This window comes from Amycolatopsis rubida, from assembly GCF_900115345.1.
GTDB classification, from domain to species: Bacteria; Actinomycetota; Actinomycetes; order Mycobacteriales; family Pseudonocardiaceae; genus Amycolatopsis; species Amycolatopsis rubida.
The window spans coordinates 140,307-155,413 of the sequence record NZ_FOWC01000001.1 but is presented as its reverse complement, the minus strand read 5'-3'; the positions used below and the strand labels follow the sequence as shown (position 1 = coordinate 155,413).

Sequence of the window (15,107 nt, the reverse complement as noted above, 5' to 3'; positions counted from 1 at the left end):
CCATGGCCATGGTTCAGACCCCCACGCAGACACACACGACGGCGGCACCGACACGGCCCGTCATGGATCCATCCACATCGGACATCGCGAGCGAGCCCCAGCAGTCCGGGCAGACTCCGGCAGGACCTGAGCGGTGGCCACGACGAGCAACCGAGCGGAGAAACCGGGCCAGCGAGTAGTACTGGAACGGGCCGACCACCGAGTACGTCTCCCCCTGGTCCACCAGGGCGTCCCACTCAGCCTGAGTCAGGCCAACCACATCGGTGATGACGTCTTCGATGTACGGCGGGAGGTCGCCGAACTTGTTCCGCGCGTACGGGTCCAAGGTCAGCGGGTTCTCGTCGGAGAAGCGGAATCGGTCCGGGATCACCGTCACGTACGGCTCGTCTTCCAGCAGGGCCAGCGCGCCCATGTCAACCTCCGGTTTAGGGCCCTAAACTCTCTGAGCGAGAGGCGGTCGTCAGTCGTTTAGGGGTGGTAAACCGAGGTTACGCCCACCTGGTGATCAGCGTCAAGGGGGTCTAAACTCTGCACGATGAGCAGCGAATTCGAGGCCGTGCGGCGGGAGCCCGACCCTCTCCGTCAGGGTCGGCGCGCGACTGAGCTACTCACCGTCTACCAGCAGCAAGCAACCGAGCTGGCACGCCTCCGACGCCACGCGATCGAGCGGGCACACCGCGAGCTAGGGCTGAGCTACACGGAGATCGCGGCGAAGCTCGGCATCACCAAGGGGCGCGTCACCCAGATCCGAAGCACGGCACCTGTACCTGAGCGGGCGTTCTTCGGCGTCGGCCCCGTCAGCGTCGGTGTGCCGTATCGGTACCAAACGACCGACCGTGAGCGGCCGTTGATCGCGGCGGAGGACGCTAAGACCACCGAACAGCTCGACCGGTTCTTGGACTCGATGGCCTTCACGACCTCGCAGTTCCAGATTGAACCGGATCGGGAGAACCCGCCGGCCGGGGACACCGTGGTCGTGTGCGGGCCGAAGTCAGCACCTGTGGGCGCATGGCTGCTCGACCAGGACCCGACCCTGAGCATGGTCGAGGATGACGGCCGTTGGTGGATCGAGGAGACCGCCACGGGTGACCGGCACGGCTCCCCCTCAGATGCTGCGGAAACCGAATCCATCGACGTTGCCTACGTGGGGCGGCACCTCGTCGACGATCGTGTGGTCGTGCACATCGCGGGTATCCACGGGATCGGGTCCCTCGGAGCGACCGACTACCTCGTGAGAAACCTCGGATGGGTGTTCGGCACGACGGCGGACAAGCCGTGTTCGCTGGTCGTCCGAGCCGAGTACGACGGCCTGAACATCGTCCACAGTGAACTTGCAGCCGGACCTTTCGTGTGGTGATCACATGCGCGCAGTAGTCGCCCAGCTCCCCGCGTCCGAAGACAGCGACGACAAGGCGTTCCTGACCCCAAACGCGGTCGTGCTCTTGGACGGAGCGTCCGCGTTCCGCCCTGTGCCCGTGCCTCCGGCGACGTACGCGAGTCAGCTCGGAGCCAACCTCCGGGACCAGCTACTTGCCGAACCGTCTGGCGACCTGCGGACGATGCTCGGACGGGCGATCAAGGAGACGGCTGCCGGACTGGAGCTGGTGCCGGGGCGTTCTCCGTCGAGCACGGTCACGATCGCTCGCGAGACGGGCGGATGGGTCGACGTGCTGGCGCTCGGAGACAGCGTGGCCGTCCTGCCTAATGAGGTGATCACGGATGACCGCATGGACGCGCTGGACCTCGAACCACGTCGTACATACCGGGAGCGGTTGTCTGCCGGTGGCGGATTCGACGACCGACACCGTGAGATCCTCCGCAGCCTTCAAACCGAGCAGGCCGCTCGGCGGAACCGTGAAGGCGGGTACTGGATCGCCGAGGCCAGCGAGAAGGCCGCTCAGCACGCCCTGATCGAGCGACGTCGTGTTGACGAGGTTCCGTGGCTGGTGCTGGCTACTGATGGCGCCTACGACCCGATGAAGCACCTTGGCTTGAACGATTGGCCTCAGGTCTCTGCCATGGATACAGACTCGCTGCACGGGCTCTTGGTGCAGTGCCAGGCGTGGGAATCCGGAGTTGATCCGTCCGGAGAGGCGCTGCCACGCGCCAAGCGCCACGATGACAAGAGCCTGGTGGCCGTGCTGCCCGGAGCGTGACACGCGTAGCCGGTGAGAAGTTTCTTTACTGGATCAAGGCGGCCCCTCCGGGGCCGCTCGGCCCCATGCCTTTGCCCCGGCCAAGCCCTCGCGGGGGCGTGCGGCCTGGCGGCCGGTCCCCCGCGAGTCGGCCGGGGCGAATGGGCCGATGGACGCGGTAAGTCGCAGATCAGAGATGTCCTCGCCGGACGGGCAGGTCTCCGAGATGGCCGGCAGGGCTCGCACGTTGCGTCCGTGGTTGGCCAAACGGCATCTCGCCGACCTCCCAAAGGGCTATCACGCCGCGTCAAGGGGGCGTTTTCGCAGTTCAGGCACCCAGGGCGGAAGGTGCCCCCTTGACACGACGTGATCGGGCTGCGCCAGGTCGACGAGATGCCGAGAGGCCACCCACTTGTGGTTAGAGACACGGTTGACTTGCGTCAATTTTAATGTCCAGGCAAGTTTGCCCCTGCACCAGCCGGTAGAGATAAGTAAAAGTACCTCGATCAGGGCGCGTTATGGTTACGTCCGGGAAACCGGATGACAGACCGGGCGGAAGTACTGAAGACAACGCCCGAACAGCCTGAACAGCAGTCGGAGTACCGAATATGTACATATCATTCAGGCGGTCTTGATAGTTAGACCTTGCCGAGTTGAACTCGTTAGCTCTTGGACATATTGAGTACAACGACTCCAGAGTTGCATGAGGCTGCGGCGCACAGCCATCGAGCAGGTCGTTAGTTGCGACAGAGTACTGGTTGGCGGCGTCGAGGTACGCCTTATATACCGGCTCGCGCTTAGCTCTAGCCTCTTCTGTTCGCTGACTGTCAATTTGCCGCTGCTGAATATCGCGATCTTTTTCGATCGTTGCGTTCGTCGTGATGATGGTGGTCAACGATGCAACTATGGCAACAAGAAAGCTTGCACCAGTCGACACAATTACAGTAAAAGAACCCGTTTCACGGAAAGGCTTCTTGGCTTCAGTAGGCGCCTTTGCGACTACTGCGGACGATTGGCGTCGGATGCCACTGTAGAGCCTGCGGCTCCTCATCGATCGTACGCGCGGTTCAGGAACGCTCACTCTGCGTCCTCGCGACGATGTAGATGTACCTCAACATGGTTGATCAGTCGCGCGCACTGACCCGTCGTTACATCGCAAGACGTCGGCGCGATGTGATGCGGGTACAAATCCGGTACAGACGGCACCAGCCAGCGCTGACCAACGACGACCGCCAACGGACACAAACCCGCAGCTCAGAGTCCCACGGCGGCACGTTTGCCCAGGTCGGACGCAGTTCACCAACTACCGGTGAGCGACGGCGCTGCGGACGCCAAGCCGTCCGCAGCGCCTCACCAGGCGGTAAAGGTCCACTCCGCCTCGAACGTCTCCACCGCCACATACGTGGGTCCGGTGAGCGCGAACTCCCCGGTCGTCTCGCCGATGTGGTTCACCGCCAGACGCGGGTAGCCGTCGGCAAGCACCCAGACTCCGTTCGAGCCCTTCGAACCTGTGAAGAACTTCCCCATGACCATGCCTGGGGGCACCGCGAGGACCGCGTCCCCGTGGCCGTTGTACGGCTTGCCCGGTTCGACGGCAGGCACTCCGCGGTAGTCGGTGATCGTCGCGGTCCACGAGCCCGTTGCCTCGACCGCCAGCGTGTGCACCGATGTGCCGCCGGGGGAGACGTTGAACCAGGCCGTCCCGTGGTAGGCGTCACCGTCGTTGACCAGCAGGCTTTCCGTGCCGTCGGTCGTCACGGCGACGTGTCCGGTGCACTTCGGGCAGTCGAAGGTGAGAAATCCCGAGACCCCGGACGGCCAGGTCAACGGCACGGTCGCGGTGTTCTTGCCCTGGTGGGTTTCCGCCGGGTGCTCGGCGAGGCGCGGCTTCTCCGGTCGCGGCGGCAGAACCGGCGCGGGGGTGTCGCCGGGTTCGTCTTCCATCGGGTACACGATCGCTCCGATGCCAGTCGGCCGCGGGGAGCACGACGCGGTGAGCGCGACCGCCGCGCAGACGGCGGCCAGACGCACGGCAGTGCGGCGCATGATCCCCCCTAGCTTGCCCCGACGGGGCCTCCGGATGATCTTTCGTCACGCTTCGCCCAGTCGTTACGAAACGGGCACCCCGAACAGCCCAGTGATCTCCTCGAAGGGGTGGACTCACGCGGGTGACCAGGAGAAATCGATGGTGGCGAGGCGACCACGTGGTGTAATCGCCCGTCCGGTCGTGAGAGGAGTTTCTGGATGCGCCGCTGGACTCCCGTGCTTGCTTTCCTCACCTCGCTGGCGGTCCTCGTGACCGCGATCGCGCCCGTCGCGGAAGCCGCCGGCAAGAAGCTGCTCGTACCCGGCTTCGGCTCGTACCCGCGGCTGATCCGGCTGGAGTACTCGCCGTTCGGTCGCGGGACCATCATCGCGTCGCTGACCAGCGAGGACGGCAACGGCCGGTTCGCGCCGATCCTGGAGAGCACCGACGAGGGCGCGAGCTTCCACCAGATCGGCGAGATCCGCGACCCCGACGCCAAGCTCGGCCAATGCTGCGGAACCCTCTACGAACTGCCGCGGCGGGTCGGCCGCATGCGGGCGGGCACGCTGCTGTGGGCGGCGACCTACCGGCAGGACGCGGGACCGCAGCGCCGGATGGGGATCAAGGTGTGGGCCAGCCGCGACGGCGGCCGCGACTGGCGGTATCTGTCCGAGGCCGCGCTCTCGCACAACCACGACGGCGTCTGGGAACCGGAGTTCACTGTGGACGCCGGCGGCACGCTCTGGCTGCACTACGCCGACGAGACGCAGGCGCCGAAGTACGGCCAGGTGCTCAACCGCGTCGCCTCGACCGACGGGGTCAACTGGGGCACCAAGCAGCTCACGATGGCCATCGGGCCGTCCCGGGTGCGTCCGGGCATGCCGATCATCCGCAGGCTGCCCGACGGCCGGTACTGGTTCGGCTACGAGATCTGCAACTACCGCGACCGCTACTGCGATCCGTACTACAAAATCTCCGCCGACGGCGCGAACTGGGGCGACCCGGCCGACCCCGGCACCAGGGTGAACACCGCGAGCGGCAACTACTTCCAGCACGCACAGACCACCACCCTGTTCCCCGGCGGCCCGAACGGCGTGCGGCTGGTGATGGTCGGCCAGATCTACACGACCGCCGACGGCACCCCGGTGTCCGGAAACGGGCAGACGCTGCTGGCCAACGACAACTTCGGCGCCGGGGACTGGTACGAGCTCCCCGCGCCGGTCCACATCACCGGCATCTACAACAACTACTGCCCCAACTATTCGTCCACCGTGCTGCCGGTCGAGGGCGGGAAGAACGTGCTGGAGATCGCCACCGAGTACGCGAACGGCTGCCAGGCGTTCTTCGGCAAGGGCCCGGCCTTCTGAGTTGAGGGAAGCCCCAGACGGCCTCCATGCTCACTCGGTACGGTGAACACCACCACCGCACGCGAGGAGGGGCTGTGAAGGGCATCGTGCTCGCCGGGGGCAGCGGAACACGTCTGCATCCGATCACGCAGGCCGTGTCGAAGCAGCTGCTGCCGGTCTATGACAAACCGATGATCTACTACCCGATCTCGGTGCTGATGCTGGCCGGGATCCGGGAGATCCTGATCATCTCGACGTCAGCCGACCTGCCGAACTTCCGCCGCCTGCTCGGCGACGGCAGCCAGTTCGGGCTGTCCTTCTCATTCGCGGAACAACCGAGCCCGAACGGCCTCGCCGAGGCGTTCGTGATCGGCGCGGACTTCGTCGGCGACGATTCGGTCGCGCTGGTGCTCGGCGACAACATCTTCTACGGCCAAGGCTTCTCCACGACCCTGCGCACCGCCGCGACCGACCTCGACGGCTGCGTCCTGTTCGGCTACCAGGTGAAAGACCCCGAGCGCTACGGCGTCGGCGAGGTCGACGAGAACGGCACCCTGCTGTCCATTGAGGAAAAACCCGAGAAGCCGCGGTCGAACAACGCGATCACCGGACTGTACTTCTACGACAACGAGGTCGTCGACATCTCCCGCAACCTGAAGCCCTCCGCGCGCGGCGAGCTGGAGATCACCGACGTCAACCTCTCCTACCTGCGCCGAGACCGCGCCAAACTGATCGAGCTGAGCCGCGGTTTCGCCTGGCTCGACACCGGCACGCACGATTCGCTGCTGGAAGCCGGTCAATTCGTGCAGGTACTGGAACACCGGACCGGAGTGCGGATCGCGTGCCTGGAAGAGGTCGCGCTGAAGATGGGCTTCATCAGCGCGGACGAATGCCACGCGCTGGGTACCAAGCTGGCCAAGTCGGGGTACGGCGAATACGTGATGAACGTGGCCGTGCTCGCGGGGGCGCAGAGCTGATCCTTTCCGGAAGGGATCTTGAGCTGCGACCTGGGGGTCTGGGCCGACGATCCCCAGCCCGCTACGCCAGCCTTCGCGAGGGCTCGGGCCGGCTCGTCCTTGGCCGCGCGTTCTGTCGCGACTTGCGATCCAGCGCTCGCGCGTGTTGTCCTTGGCCTGGCTCGAAAACGCGGCTTGACGGTGTTCAATCCGCAGACCGGCGAAGTGCATCGGCCGAACGTGCTGGACCTGACCCGGTGCGACGGTTCCCGCGTGGAAAACGATCGAGGCGGCGCTGGGTCGGTTGTCGGCGAAGAGCCGGTGCGCCGTCTTGGAACGCGGCGACCACTATGTCCAAAATGGACACGGGAAGTTCGCGCTGGAGCGCCAGGACGGCGTTACCGCACGGAGGCGAAAGCCTGGCGGAGGTGGTGACGGCGTTCACCGGCTCCGCGGAGGGCGATTCGTCGTGGGTGGAAGGCTTTGAAGGGGGGAAGCTCGACTTCTCTTGACGTGCTGCGAAGGGCTCCTTGGGGGAATCAGATTCCCCCAAGGAGCCCTTCACGGACCTACGATCAAGCAGCCTGCCGAATCTCCGAAGAAGCCGGCGTCAAAGCCAACTCCAGCACCTCCCGCACATTCGCCACCGCGTGCACCTCCAGCTGCGAAAGCACCTCAGCCGGCACATCATCCAAATCCGGCTCGTTCCGCTGCGGGATGATCACCGTCTTCATCCCCGCCCGGTGCGCGGCCAGCAGTTTCTGCTTGACCCCGCCGATCGGCAGCACCCGCCCGGTCAGCGAAACCTCCCCGGTCATCGCCACATCGGCCCGGACCACCCGGCCCGACAGCAGCGAAGCCAGCGCGGTCGTCATCGTGATGCCCGCGGAAGGACCGTCCTTCGGCACCGCGCCCGCCGGGACGTGCACGTGGATTCCCCGCTCTCGCAGGTCTCCCACCGGCAGTTCCAGCTCCGCGCCGTGCGAGTGCAGGTACGACAGCGCGATCTGCACCGACTCCTTCATCACCTCACCCAGCTGCCCGGTCAGTTGCAGGCCCGAAGCTCCGCTCTCCGGATCGGCCAGCGACGCCTCGATGTACAGCACGTCACCGCCAGCGCCGGTGACTGCCAAACCCGTTGCCACGCCTGGCAAAGACGTCCGCTGGGTCGCCGTCGGCAGCGACGATTCCGGTACGTGCCGTGGCCGGCCGAGGTAGGTTTCCAGGTCCGCCGCCGAAATCGACAGCGGCAGCGAGACCGAACCCAGAGCCACCTTCGTGGCGATCTTCCGCAGCACCTTCGCGATCGTCCGGTTCGCGTCGCGCACCCCGGCCTCGCGGGTGTACTCCGCGGCGATCCGGCTGAACGCCTCGTCGGTCAGCACCACGTCGCCGGGCGCCAGGCCGGCTCGTTCGAGTTCGCGGGGGAGCAGGTGATCCCGCGCGATGGTGACCTTCTCGTGTTCGGTGTAGCCGTCCAGCGTCACCAGTTCCATCCGGTCCAGCAGCGGGCCGGGGATAGTCTCCAGTGCGTTGGCCGTCGCGAGGAAGACCACATCGGACAGATCCAGTTCGACCTCGAGGTAGTGGTCGCGGAACGTGTGGTTCTGTTCCGGGTCCAGCACTTCGAGCAGCGCGGCCGTCGGGTCGCCGCGGTAGTCGGCTCCGACCTTGTCGATTTCGTCGAGCAGCACCACCGGGTTCATCGAGCCGGCCTCCTTGATGGCCCGCACGATCCGGCCGGGCAGCGCGCCGACGTAGGTGCGCCGGTGGCCGCGGATCTCGGCCTCGTCCCGGATGCCGCCCAGCGCGACGCGCACGAACTTGCGTCCCATCGCCTTCGCGACCGATTCGCCCAGCGACGTCTTGCCGACCCCGGGAGGGCCGGCGAGCGCGAGCACGGCACCGGAACGCCGTCCGCCGACCGGGCCGAGGCCCGATTCCGCGCGGCGCTTGCGCACGGCCAGGTACTCGATGATCCGTTCCTTGACGTCGTCCAGACCCGCGTGGTCCGCGTCGAGCACGGCCCGCGCGGCGGCGATGTCGTAGACGTCCTCCGTCCGCTCAGTCCACGGCAGCTCCAGCACCGTGTCGAGCCAGGTCCGGATCCAGCCGCCCTCGGGCGACTGCTCGGACGTCCGCTCCAGCTTGTCGACCTCGGCCAGCGCGGCCTTGCGCACCTCGTCCGGCAGATCGGCGGCTTCCACCCGGGCGCGGTAGTCGTCGTCGGCCGCGGCGCCGTCGAGTTCGCCCAGTTCCTTGCGGATCGCTTCGAGCTGGCGGCGCAGCAGGAATTCCTTCTGCTGCTTCTCCATCCCGTCCGCGACGTCCTTGCGGATGGTCTCGGTGACCTCCAGTTCGGCCAGGTACTCCCGGCTCCACTCAAGGGCCTTCTCCAGCCGGACGCTGATGTCGAGCGCGCTCAGCAGCTCCAGCTTCTGGTCGGTGGACAGGTACGGCGCGTTGCCTGCCAGGTCGGCGATCGCGGACGGCTCCTCGACCTGCTGGACGGCGTCGATCATCTGCCAGCCGCCGCGTTGCTGCAGCACGGAGATGACCACGGCCTTGTACTCCGCGGCGAGCTGCGCGGTGCGGTCGTCGGAAGTTTCGTCCGCGGCGTCGGCGTGCACCCAGCGGGCCGCGCCGGGGCCGTCGGCGATCCGGCCGACGGAAGCGCGCGCCGTACCGCGGAGCAGCACCGCGGTCTTGCCGCCGGGAACGCGGCCGATCCGTTCGACGGTCGCGACGGTGCCCAGTTCGGCGTACTCGCCGTGCACGCGCGGGACGATCAGGACTTCGGCCTTGCTCGCCGCGCCCGAGCGGATCCCGGGGAACGACGCGGTCGCGGGGGTCTTGGCTTGGGCGGACTCCACTGCGGCCCGGGTCTCTGCGTCGCCGAGGTCGAGCGGGACCACCATGCCCGGCAGCACGACGTCGTCATCGAGCGGGAGGACGGGCAGGAGGCGGGGGTCGGACATGTGCACTCCTCGAATAGTTGAGTCGTAGGTGCTCAACTCTCTGAGGGGCGGGTTTGTTTCCCCGGGAGTGTTCGCTGGGAGAGAAGCCGGGGGGTCGTGAGTGGCAATCCCGGTTCTCACCGGCATGAACACTCACGACGGTTTTCGCGCGACCGCACCCCAGGCAAACGGCCGGACCTCCGCCGCGAACTCCGACACCGCTTCGTCCGGCCGCCAGTCCGGCAGCGCGCTCATCCCCGGCTCCAGCAGCGGCCAGCCGCCGAAGAACGGCAGGATCTCCTCGTCCGAGCGCAGGTACGCCGGGTTCGACGTGTCCCGGTACGCGTCGACGAACGCGCGGACCTCGGCCGCCCGCTCCGGCGGCGCGTCGTCCCGGCAGGTGCCGTGCGTGACGGCCAGCCACGAGCCGGGCGCGAGCTGGTCGCGGTAGGCGGCGACCAGCTCGTCCGGCCGGTCGCCGGGGCCGAGGAAGTGCAGCACGGTGATCATCAGCAGGCACACCGGCTGCGACCAGTCGATCAGCTCCTGGGTGATTTCGTCGGCGAAGATCGCCTCCGGATCGCGGATGTCGCGTTCGACGATCCCGGCCCATTCGGTCGCGTCCTCGCTTTCGAGGATCACTCGCGAATGCGCCGCCGCGACCGGTTCGTAGTCGACGTAGACGACCCTCGCCGGCAGCTGGTCACGGACGATCTCGTGCACGTTGCCCGCCGTCGGCACGCCCGACCCGAGATCGACGAACTGCCGGATCCCGGCGTCGAGCGCGGCCCGCACGACCCGGTTCATGAACGCCCGGTTCTCCCGCGACATCGGCCGGATGAGCGGCCACACCTTCTCGACGCGGCGGCCGAATTCCCGGTCCACCGCCCAGTTCTGGGTGCCGCCGAGGTACCAGTCGTAGATCCGGGCGGCGGAGGGCTTGTCGACGTCCACGCCCCGCGGTGCGTCGGGGGCGGTCACGGCTTGCGCGCCACCGCGCACCAGGCGAACGGGCGAGCCTCCGCCTCCACGGCGTTCAGCTCGCGCTCCGGCCGCCAGTCCGGCAGATGGGTGATCCCCGGCTCCAGCAGCGGCCAGCCGCCGAAGAACGGTTCGATCTCGTCGCGGTCCCGCAGCCACATCGGATTGCTCGTCTTGCGGTACTGCTCGACGAACCACCGCAGTCCCTCCAGCGCGGGACCGCTGCCGTCGCCCTCGCTCATCTGCGAGATCGCCAGCCAGCTGCCGGACACGAGCTTGTCCCGATAGGCGCGCACAATGCCGTCCGGATCGTCGTCCGGGCCGACGAAGTGCAGCACCGCCATCAGCATCACGCACACCGGCTTGTCGAAGTCGATCAGCTCGCGGGTGCGCGGGTCGTTCAGCACGGCCCGGGGATCGCGCATGTCGGCCTGGACGATCCCGGCCCAGTCGGTGGCCGCCTCGTCCTCAAGGATCAGCGTCGCGTGCGCCACGGCCACCGGCTCGTAGTCGACGTACACCACGGTGGCCTCGTCGTCGTCGCCCAGCGCGCCCTCGACCACCTCGTGCACGTTGCCCGCGGTCGGCACGCCGGAGCCGAGGTCGAGGAACTGCCGGATGCCCGCGTCCAGCGCGGCGCGCACCACGCGGTTCATGAACTCGCGGTTCTGCTTCGCGCCAGGCCGGGCGAGCGACCACATCTTCTCGACGCGGCGGCCGAACTCCCGGTCCACCGCCCAGTTCTGCTTGCCGCCCAGGTACCAGTCGTAGACCCGCGCGGCCGAGGGTTTCTCGACATCGACGCCTTCCGGCGCTTTCGGCGCAGCGTCGGGTTTCTCGGTCACTGGGGCTCCCCTCGGATCGCCTGGCAACGCCAGACTAGCGAGAACGCACGGCGGGCCTTCGCTGCCAGCCGGTCCACAGCGGCCGGTAGCCCTGCGCGTACCAGAACGGCGTCGACCGAGGGTTCGCCACGGCGTGGTGCAGCAGCACGACATCCGCGCCTGCCTCGTCGAAGACCTGGTGCGCGTGCGCGGCCAGCGCGGTGCCGACACCGGAGGACCGAGCCGCCTCGGAAACCGCCAGCGAAGACAGGTAACCCACGCGAGTAGCGGCCACCCGGTGCCGGATCCAGCCGGTCTCGTCGGGCATCTGCAGCACGACCATGCCGAGCGGCTGGCCGTACAGCTCCGCGATCCAGACCTGCGGCTCAGGCCGTTCGAGGTGGTGCAGCAGCTCCTTGGTGATCAGCTCCTCGACGCCGGGGCGGAGCGTGATCCGGCCGAACTGCGCGTCGTACCGCTGCAATTCGAGCTGCAGCGCGACCGCGGTGGAGAGGTCGTCCGGCGTCGCGTGCCGGATGCAGACGCCCGGTGTCGCGTCGGGTCCGGCGGCCATCCGCTGCGCCGGGCGGACCGCGAGCACGCCGACCGGGGCGAAGCCGTGCCGGAGGAGTTCGGTGGCTCCGGCGGTGTCGCGGCTGGGCCGGGAGAGCACCGCGGCGCACTCCGTATCCCCCACTCGGGCGAGGGACCGCAGGTGTTCATCCCATCGAGTGAGCAAGGCGTCGAGTCCGGCGGCCGGATCGGGGCCGGCCAGCTGGACCTCCAGCCGGTGCTCGACGAGTGCCCGCCACATCGACTGAGGGCTGTCCGGGCCGAGCCCGGTGCAGGTCGTCAGACCGGCCGCGGTGGTGTCGCCGACCTCGGCGGAAAGCAGGACGGAATCCCCTCCGACCTCGAAGGGGAGTGGCGCGGGAAGCAGTGCGTCCACCGTGGCGATGCGCGCCGCATGGCCGGTGGCTGTCACGTCGTTGTGCATACCGCCATTGTCCGCCGACGGATGCGGAAAAGACCCCCAGAACACTCCCCGGCCCGGGGGTTCCGGGGCGAACCGGGAGTTTCACTCCTTGGTCCACGCAGGTCAGAGAAGAACGCCCATTGTTAACCCTGGGGTGATCTCCTACTGTCTCGAAAGGGACGCCGGTACGCCCTACGGGGTAAGGTGGCGCCCTCGCCCACACCTGACGTCACGGACGAGCGCGACCGGGCAGCCGGGAAGGAAGGTCGGATGCCGGACAGCAACGCCCATCCCGGTACCGCGCCGGAGGCGATGGGCTCGGGAGGAGCTGGCTCCGCACCGGCCGACGGCCGCACGGACGAAAGCCGCTTCCGCGTTTACACCTTCTTCGTGCTGGGCCTCGGCCTGCTCGCGGCCTTCGCCGTCGGCTCCTGGCTGCCGTTCCACGGCTCGGCGAAGCTCTGGTGGATCGGCCCGGTGCTCGCGGTCGCGTTCCTGCTCGCCGAACAGCTCGGCATCAACGTCGACGTCCGCAGCGGCATCTCGTGGACCATCTCGTTCACCGAGATTCCGCTGGTAATCGGTTTCTTCGTCGCCCCGTTCGAAGTGGTGCTCGCCGCGCATCTCGTGGCGGGAATCGGCACCCTGCTGGCGCGCAAGGTCGCCGGCCGCGTCCTCTACAACGCGGGCGCGTTCCTGCTCGAAATCACCGGCGCGTTCGCCGTCGCCGGGCTCGTGCACCTGGCCATGGGCGGCGGGCCGACCATGCCGTGGGTCGCCGCGCTCGCCGGAACGCTCACCGCGCCGCTGGTCAGCACGCTGCTCGCGCTGGCCGCGGTGCGCGTGCTGCGCCGCCGGATGCGCGTGAGCACCGCGATCCGGCTGACCGGCCGCATCCTCGTGGTCGGCTTCGTCAACGCTTCGGTCGGCCTCACCGGCTACCTCGTCATCGCGAGCACCCCGCAGGCCTGGCCGCTGGTGCTGGCGGTGTTCCTCGGCCTGACCGCGCTGTACTGGGCTTACTCCGATCTGCTTCGCGAACAGCGGGACATGGAAGCGCTGTCCGACGTCAGCCTGATGGTCGCGCGGTCCGGGCAGCAGGCGGCCGCTCGTCCGGCGAGCCGCGGCGAGGAGCTGGTGGGCGAGGTCGACGTGCGCGAATGGGCCACGATCGCCGAGCGGATCAAGGACCAGCTGGCCGCCGGACGCGTCGTGCTCCGCCTGCGGCTCGAGGCCGATGATCCGATGCGCGTCGTCGTCGCGGGCAACGAACTTCCGGCCTCGGACCCGGCCAGCGACGACCCGCTGCTGCGCCTGCCCGGTGCGCACGTGCGGCACTTCCGGATCACCGAGGCCAACCCGGACGTCCGTGCGGCGCTGCTGGAACGCAGTGCGCAGGAAGCGCTCGTGGTGCCGCTGCGCAGTGCGAACCGGCTGCTCGGAGTCGTCGAAGCGCACGACCGGCTCTCGCGCTGGCGCGGTTTCGGCAAGTACGACGTCCAGTTGCTCGGCACGATGGCCAGCCACCTCGCGACGTCGCTCGACAACCGGCGGCTGCTCGCCACGCTCCGCCACGACGCCTACCACGACCCGCTCACCGGGCACCTGAACCGGCCGGGATTCCAGCAGGTCTCGCGGGATCCGCTGCGCGAATCGGCGGAGGCCGTGGTGCTGCGGATCGACCTCGACGTCTTCTCCACGGTCAGCGACGCGCTCGGCTACTCGTGGGCGGACCGGATGGTCGTCGCCGCGGGCACCCGCATCCGCGGCGCACTCGGCCCGGACGTCCCGCTCGCCCGGCTCGAAGGCGCGTCCTTCGCCGCGCTGCTCGTGGACTGCACGATCGAAGACGCCCACCGTGCCGCCGAACGGCTGCGGGTGCAGCTGTCCGAGCCGTATCCGGTGGACCGGCTTTCGGTCGAGGCCAACGCGATGATCGGCTACGCCAGCTCCGTGGACGACGCCGGCGAGGTCGACGTCGACGGCCTGCTGCAGCGCGCCGACGTCGCCGTCCGCGCCACCCGCGGCGGCGAGGAAGTGCGCGGCTACGTACCGAGCATGGGCCAGATCTTCCTGCGCCGGTTCCAGATGGTCACGCAGTTCCGGCAGTCGCTGGAAGACGGCCACGTCTCGGTGCACTACCAGCCGAAGGTGACGCTGCCGAACCGGCAGGTGCAAGGCGTCGAGGCGCTCGTGCGCTGGGTACACCCGGAATTCGGCAGGCTCGGTCCGGACGAGTTCGTGCCCGCGATCGAGGCGGCCGGCCTGATCGGCGTGCTGACGTCGTTCGTGCTGGAGGAATCGCTGAAGCGCGTGCGCAAGTGGCTCGACGAGGGCTTGCGGATCTCCGCGGCAGTGAACCTTTCGGTGCGGAATCTGTCCGACGACGACTTCCCGGCGAAGGTCCAGCGCGAACTGGAACGCTTCGACGTGCCGCCGGAACTGCTGACGTTCGAACTGACCGAGTCCGGCGTGATGTCCGACCCGCAGAAGGCGCTGCCGATCCTGCGCGAGCTGCATTCGCTGGGCATCGTGCTGGCGGTGGACGACTTCGGCACCGGGTACTCGTCGCTGGCGTACCTGCGCCAGCTGCCGGTGGACCAGGTCAAGATCGACAAGAGCTTCGTGCTCGGCATGGGCACCGATCTCGGCGACCTCGCGGTGGTGCGCTCGATTGTCGAACTCGGGCACTCGCTGGGCCTGACGGTCGTGGCGGAAGGCGTCGAGGAGGACGTGGCGCGCGATCAGCTTGAGGCGATGGGGTGTGACGTCGCCCAGGGTTATCTGATCTCGCGGCCGCTGCCGGAGGACCGCCTCGAGGCGTGGCTGCAGGCCCGCACGGCGCGCTCGCCGGGACGGCACTCGGAGACCGTGCTGACCCTGCTGACCTGAGGTTTTGCGGTTAA

Annotated in this window: 12 protein-coding genes; 5 read left to right on the top strand and 7 right to left on the bottom strand. The window is 68.0% G+C overall.

Annotated elements, in window-relative coordinates; translation table 11 throughout:
* Positions 1-13: 13 nt before the first annotated feature.
* The gene (locus BM362_RS00800; protein WP_093571889.1) at positions 14-412 is read right to left on the bottom strand and encodes a hypothetical protein; all 399 of its coding nucleotides are present in this window, start codon (positions 410-412) and stop codon (positions 14-16) included.
* A gap of 123 nt (positions 413-535) precedes the next feature.
* On the opposite strand from BM362_RS00800, the gene BM362_RS00795 reads away from it, so the two are divergent.
* On the top strand, positions 536-1,357 hold the full coding sequence (locus tag BM362_RS00795) for a sigma-70 RNA polymerase sigma factor region 4 domain-containing protein (protein ID WP_093571888.1): 822 nt from the start codon (positions 536-538) through the stop codon (positions 1,355-1,357).
* Entirely contained in the window at positions 1,326-2,156 is an 831-nt protein-coding gene (locus BM362_RS00790; RefSeq protein ID WP_244287005.1) for a hypothetical protein, read from the top strand. The genes BM362_RS00795 and BM362_RS00790 overlap by 32 nt, the downstream gene beginning before the upstream one ends.
* A 397-nt stretch (positions 2,157-2,553) precedes the next feature.
* On the opposite strand, the gene BM362_RS46735 is transcribed toward BM362_RS00790, so the two are convergent.
* Both BM362_RS46735 and BM362_RS00785 read right to left on the bottom strand, forming a co-directional pair.
* Positions 2,554-3,030, bottom strand: coding sequence for a hypothetical protein (locus BM362_RS46735; RefSeq protein ID WP_143132347.1), 477 nt, complete (start codon positions 3,028-3,030; stop codon positions 2,554-2,556).
* Between the two features lie 455 nt (positions 3,031-3,485).
* Positions 3,486-4,181, bottom strand: a complete 696-nt coding sequence (locus BM362_RS00785; RefSeq protein WP_093571886.1) for a hypothetical protein — start codon at positions 4,179-4,181, stop codon at positions 3,486-3,488.
* 198 nt (positions 4,182-4,379) lie between these two features.
* Between BM362_RS00785 and BM362_RS00780 the strand changes: the two genes are divergently transcribed.
* The gene (locus BM362_RS00780) at positions 4,380-5,528 is read left to right on the top strand and encodes a hypothetical protein (protein ID WP_093571885.1); all 1,149 of its coding nucleotides are present in this window, start codon (positions 4,380-4,382) and stop codon (positions 5,526-5,528) included.
* 74 nt (positions 5,529-5,602) lie between these two features.
* Positions 5,603-6,484: a glucose-1-phosphate thymidylyltransferase RfbA gene (gene rfbA / locus BM362_RS00775; RefSeq protein ID WP_093571884.1), complete on the top strand. Its 882-nt coding sequence runs from the start codon at positions 5,603-5,605 to the stop codon at positions 6,482-6,484.
* A gap of 554 nt (positions 6,485-7,038) precedes the next feature.
* Here the strand turns inward: rfbA and lon are convergent.
* The 4 genes from lon to BM362_RS00755 form a co-directional block, all read right to left on the bottom strand.
* The gene (lon, locus tag BM362_RS00770) at positions 7,039-9,441 is read right to left on the bottom strand and encodes an endopeptidase La (RefSeq protein WP_093571883.1); all 2,403 of its coding nucleotides are present in this window, start codon (positions 9,439-9,441) and stop codon (positions 7,039-7,041) included.
* A gap of 132 nt (positions 9,442-9,573) precedes the next feature.
* Positions 9,574-10,401, bottom strand: a complete 828-nt coding sequence (locus tag BM362_RS00765) for an SAM-dependent methyltransferase (protein ID WP_093572679.1) — start codon at positions 10,399-10,401, stop codon at positions 9,574-9,576.
* Complete coding sequence (locus BM362_RS00760; protein WP_093571882.1) at positions 10,398-11,246, bottom strand: SAM-dependent methyltransferase; 849 nt, start codon at positions 11,244-11,246, stop codon at positions 10,398-10,400. Before BM362_RS00760 ends, BM362_RS00765 begins: the two co-directional genes overlap by 4 nt.
* A 34-nt stretch (positions 11,247-11,280) precedes the next feature.
* Positions 11,281-12,222, bottom strand: a complete 942-nt coding sequence (locus BM362_RS00755) for a GNAT family N-acetyltransferase (protein WP_093571881.1) — start codon at positions 12,220-12,222, stop codon at positions 11,281-11,283.
* Between the two features lie 249 nt (positions 12,223-12,471).
* On the opposite strand from BM362_RS00755, the gene BM362_RS00750 reads away from it, so the two are divergent.
* Positions 12,472-15,093, top strand: coding sequence for a putative bifunctional diguanylate cyclase/phosphodiesterase (locus tag BM362_RS00750; RefSeq protein WP_093571880.1), 2,622 nt, complete (start codon positions 12,472-12,474; stop codon positions 15,091-15,093).
* The last annotated feature ends 14 nt before the right edge of the window (positions 15,094-15,107 follow it).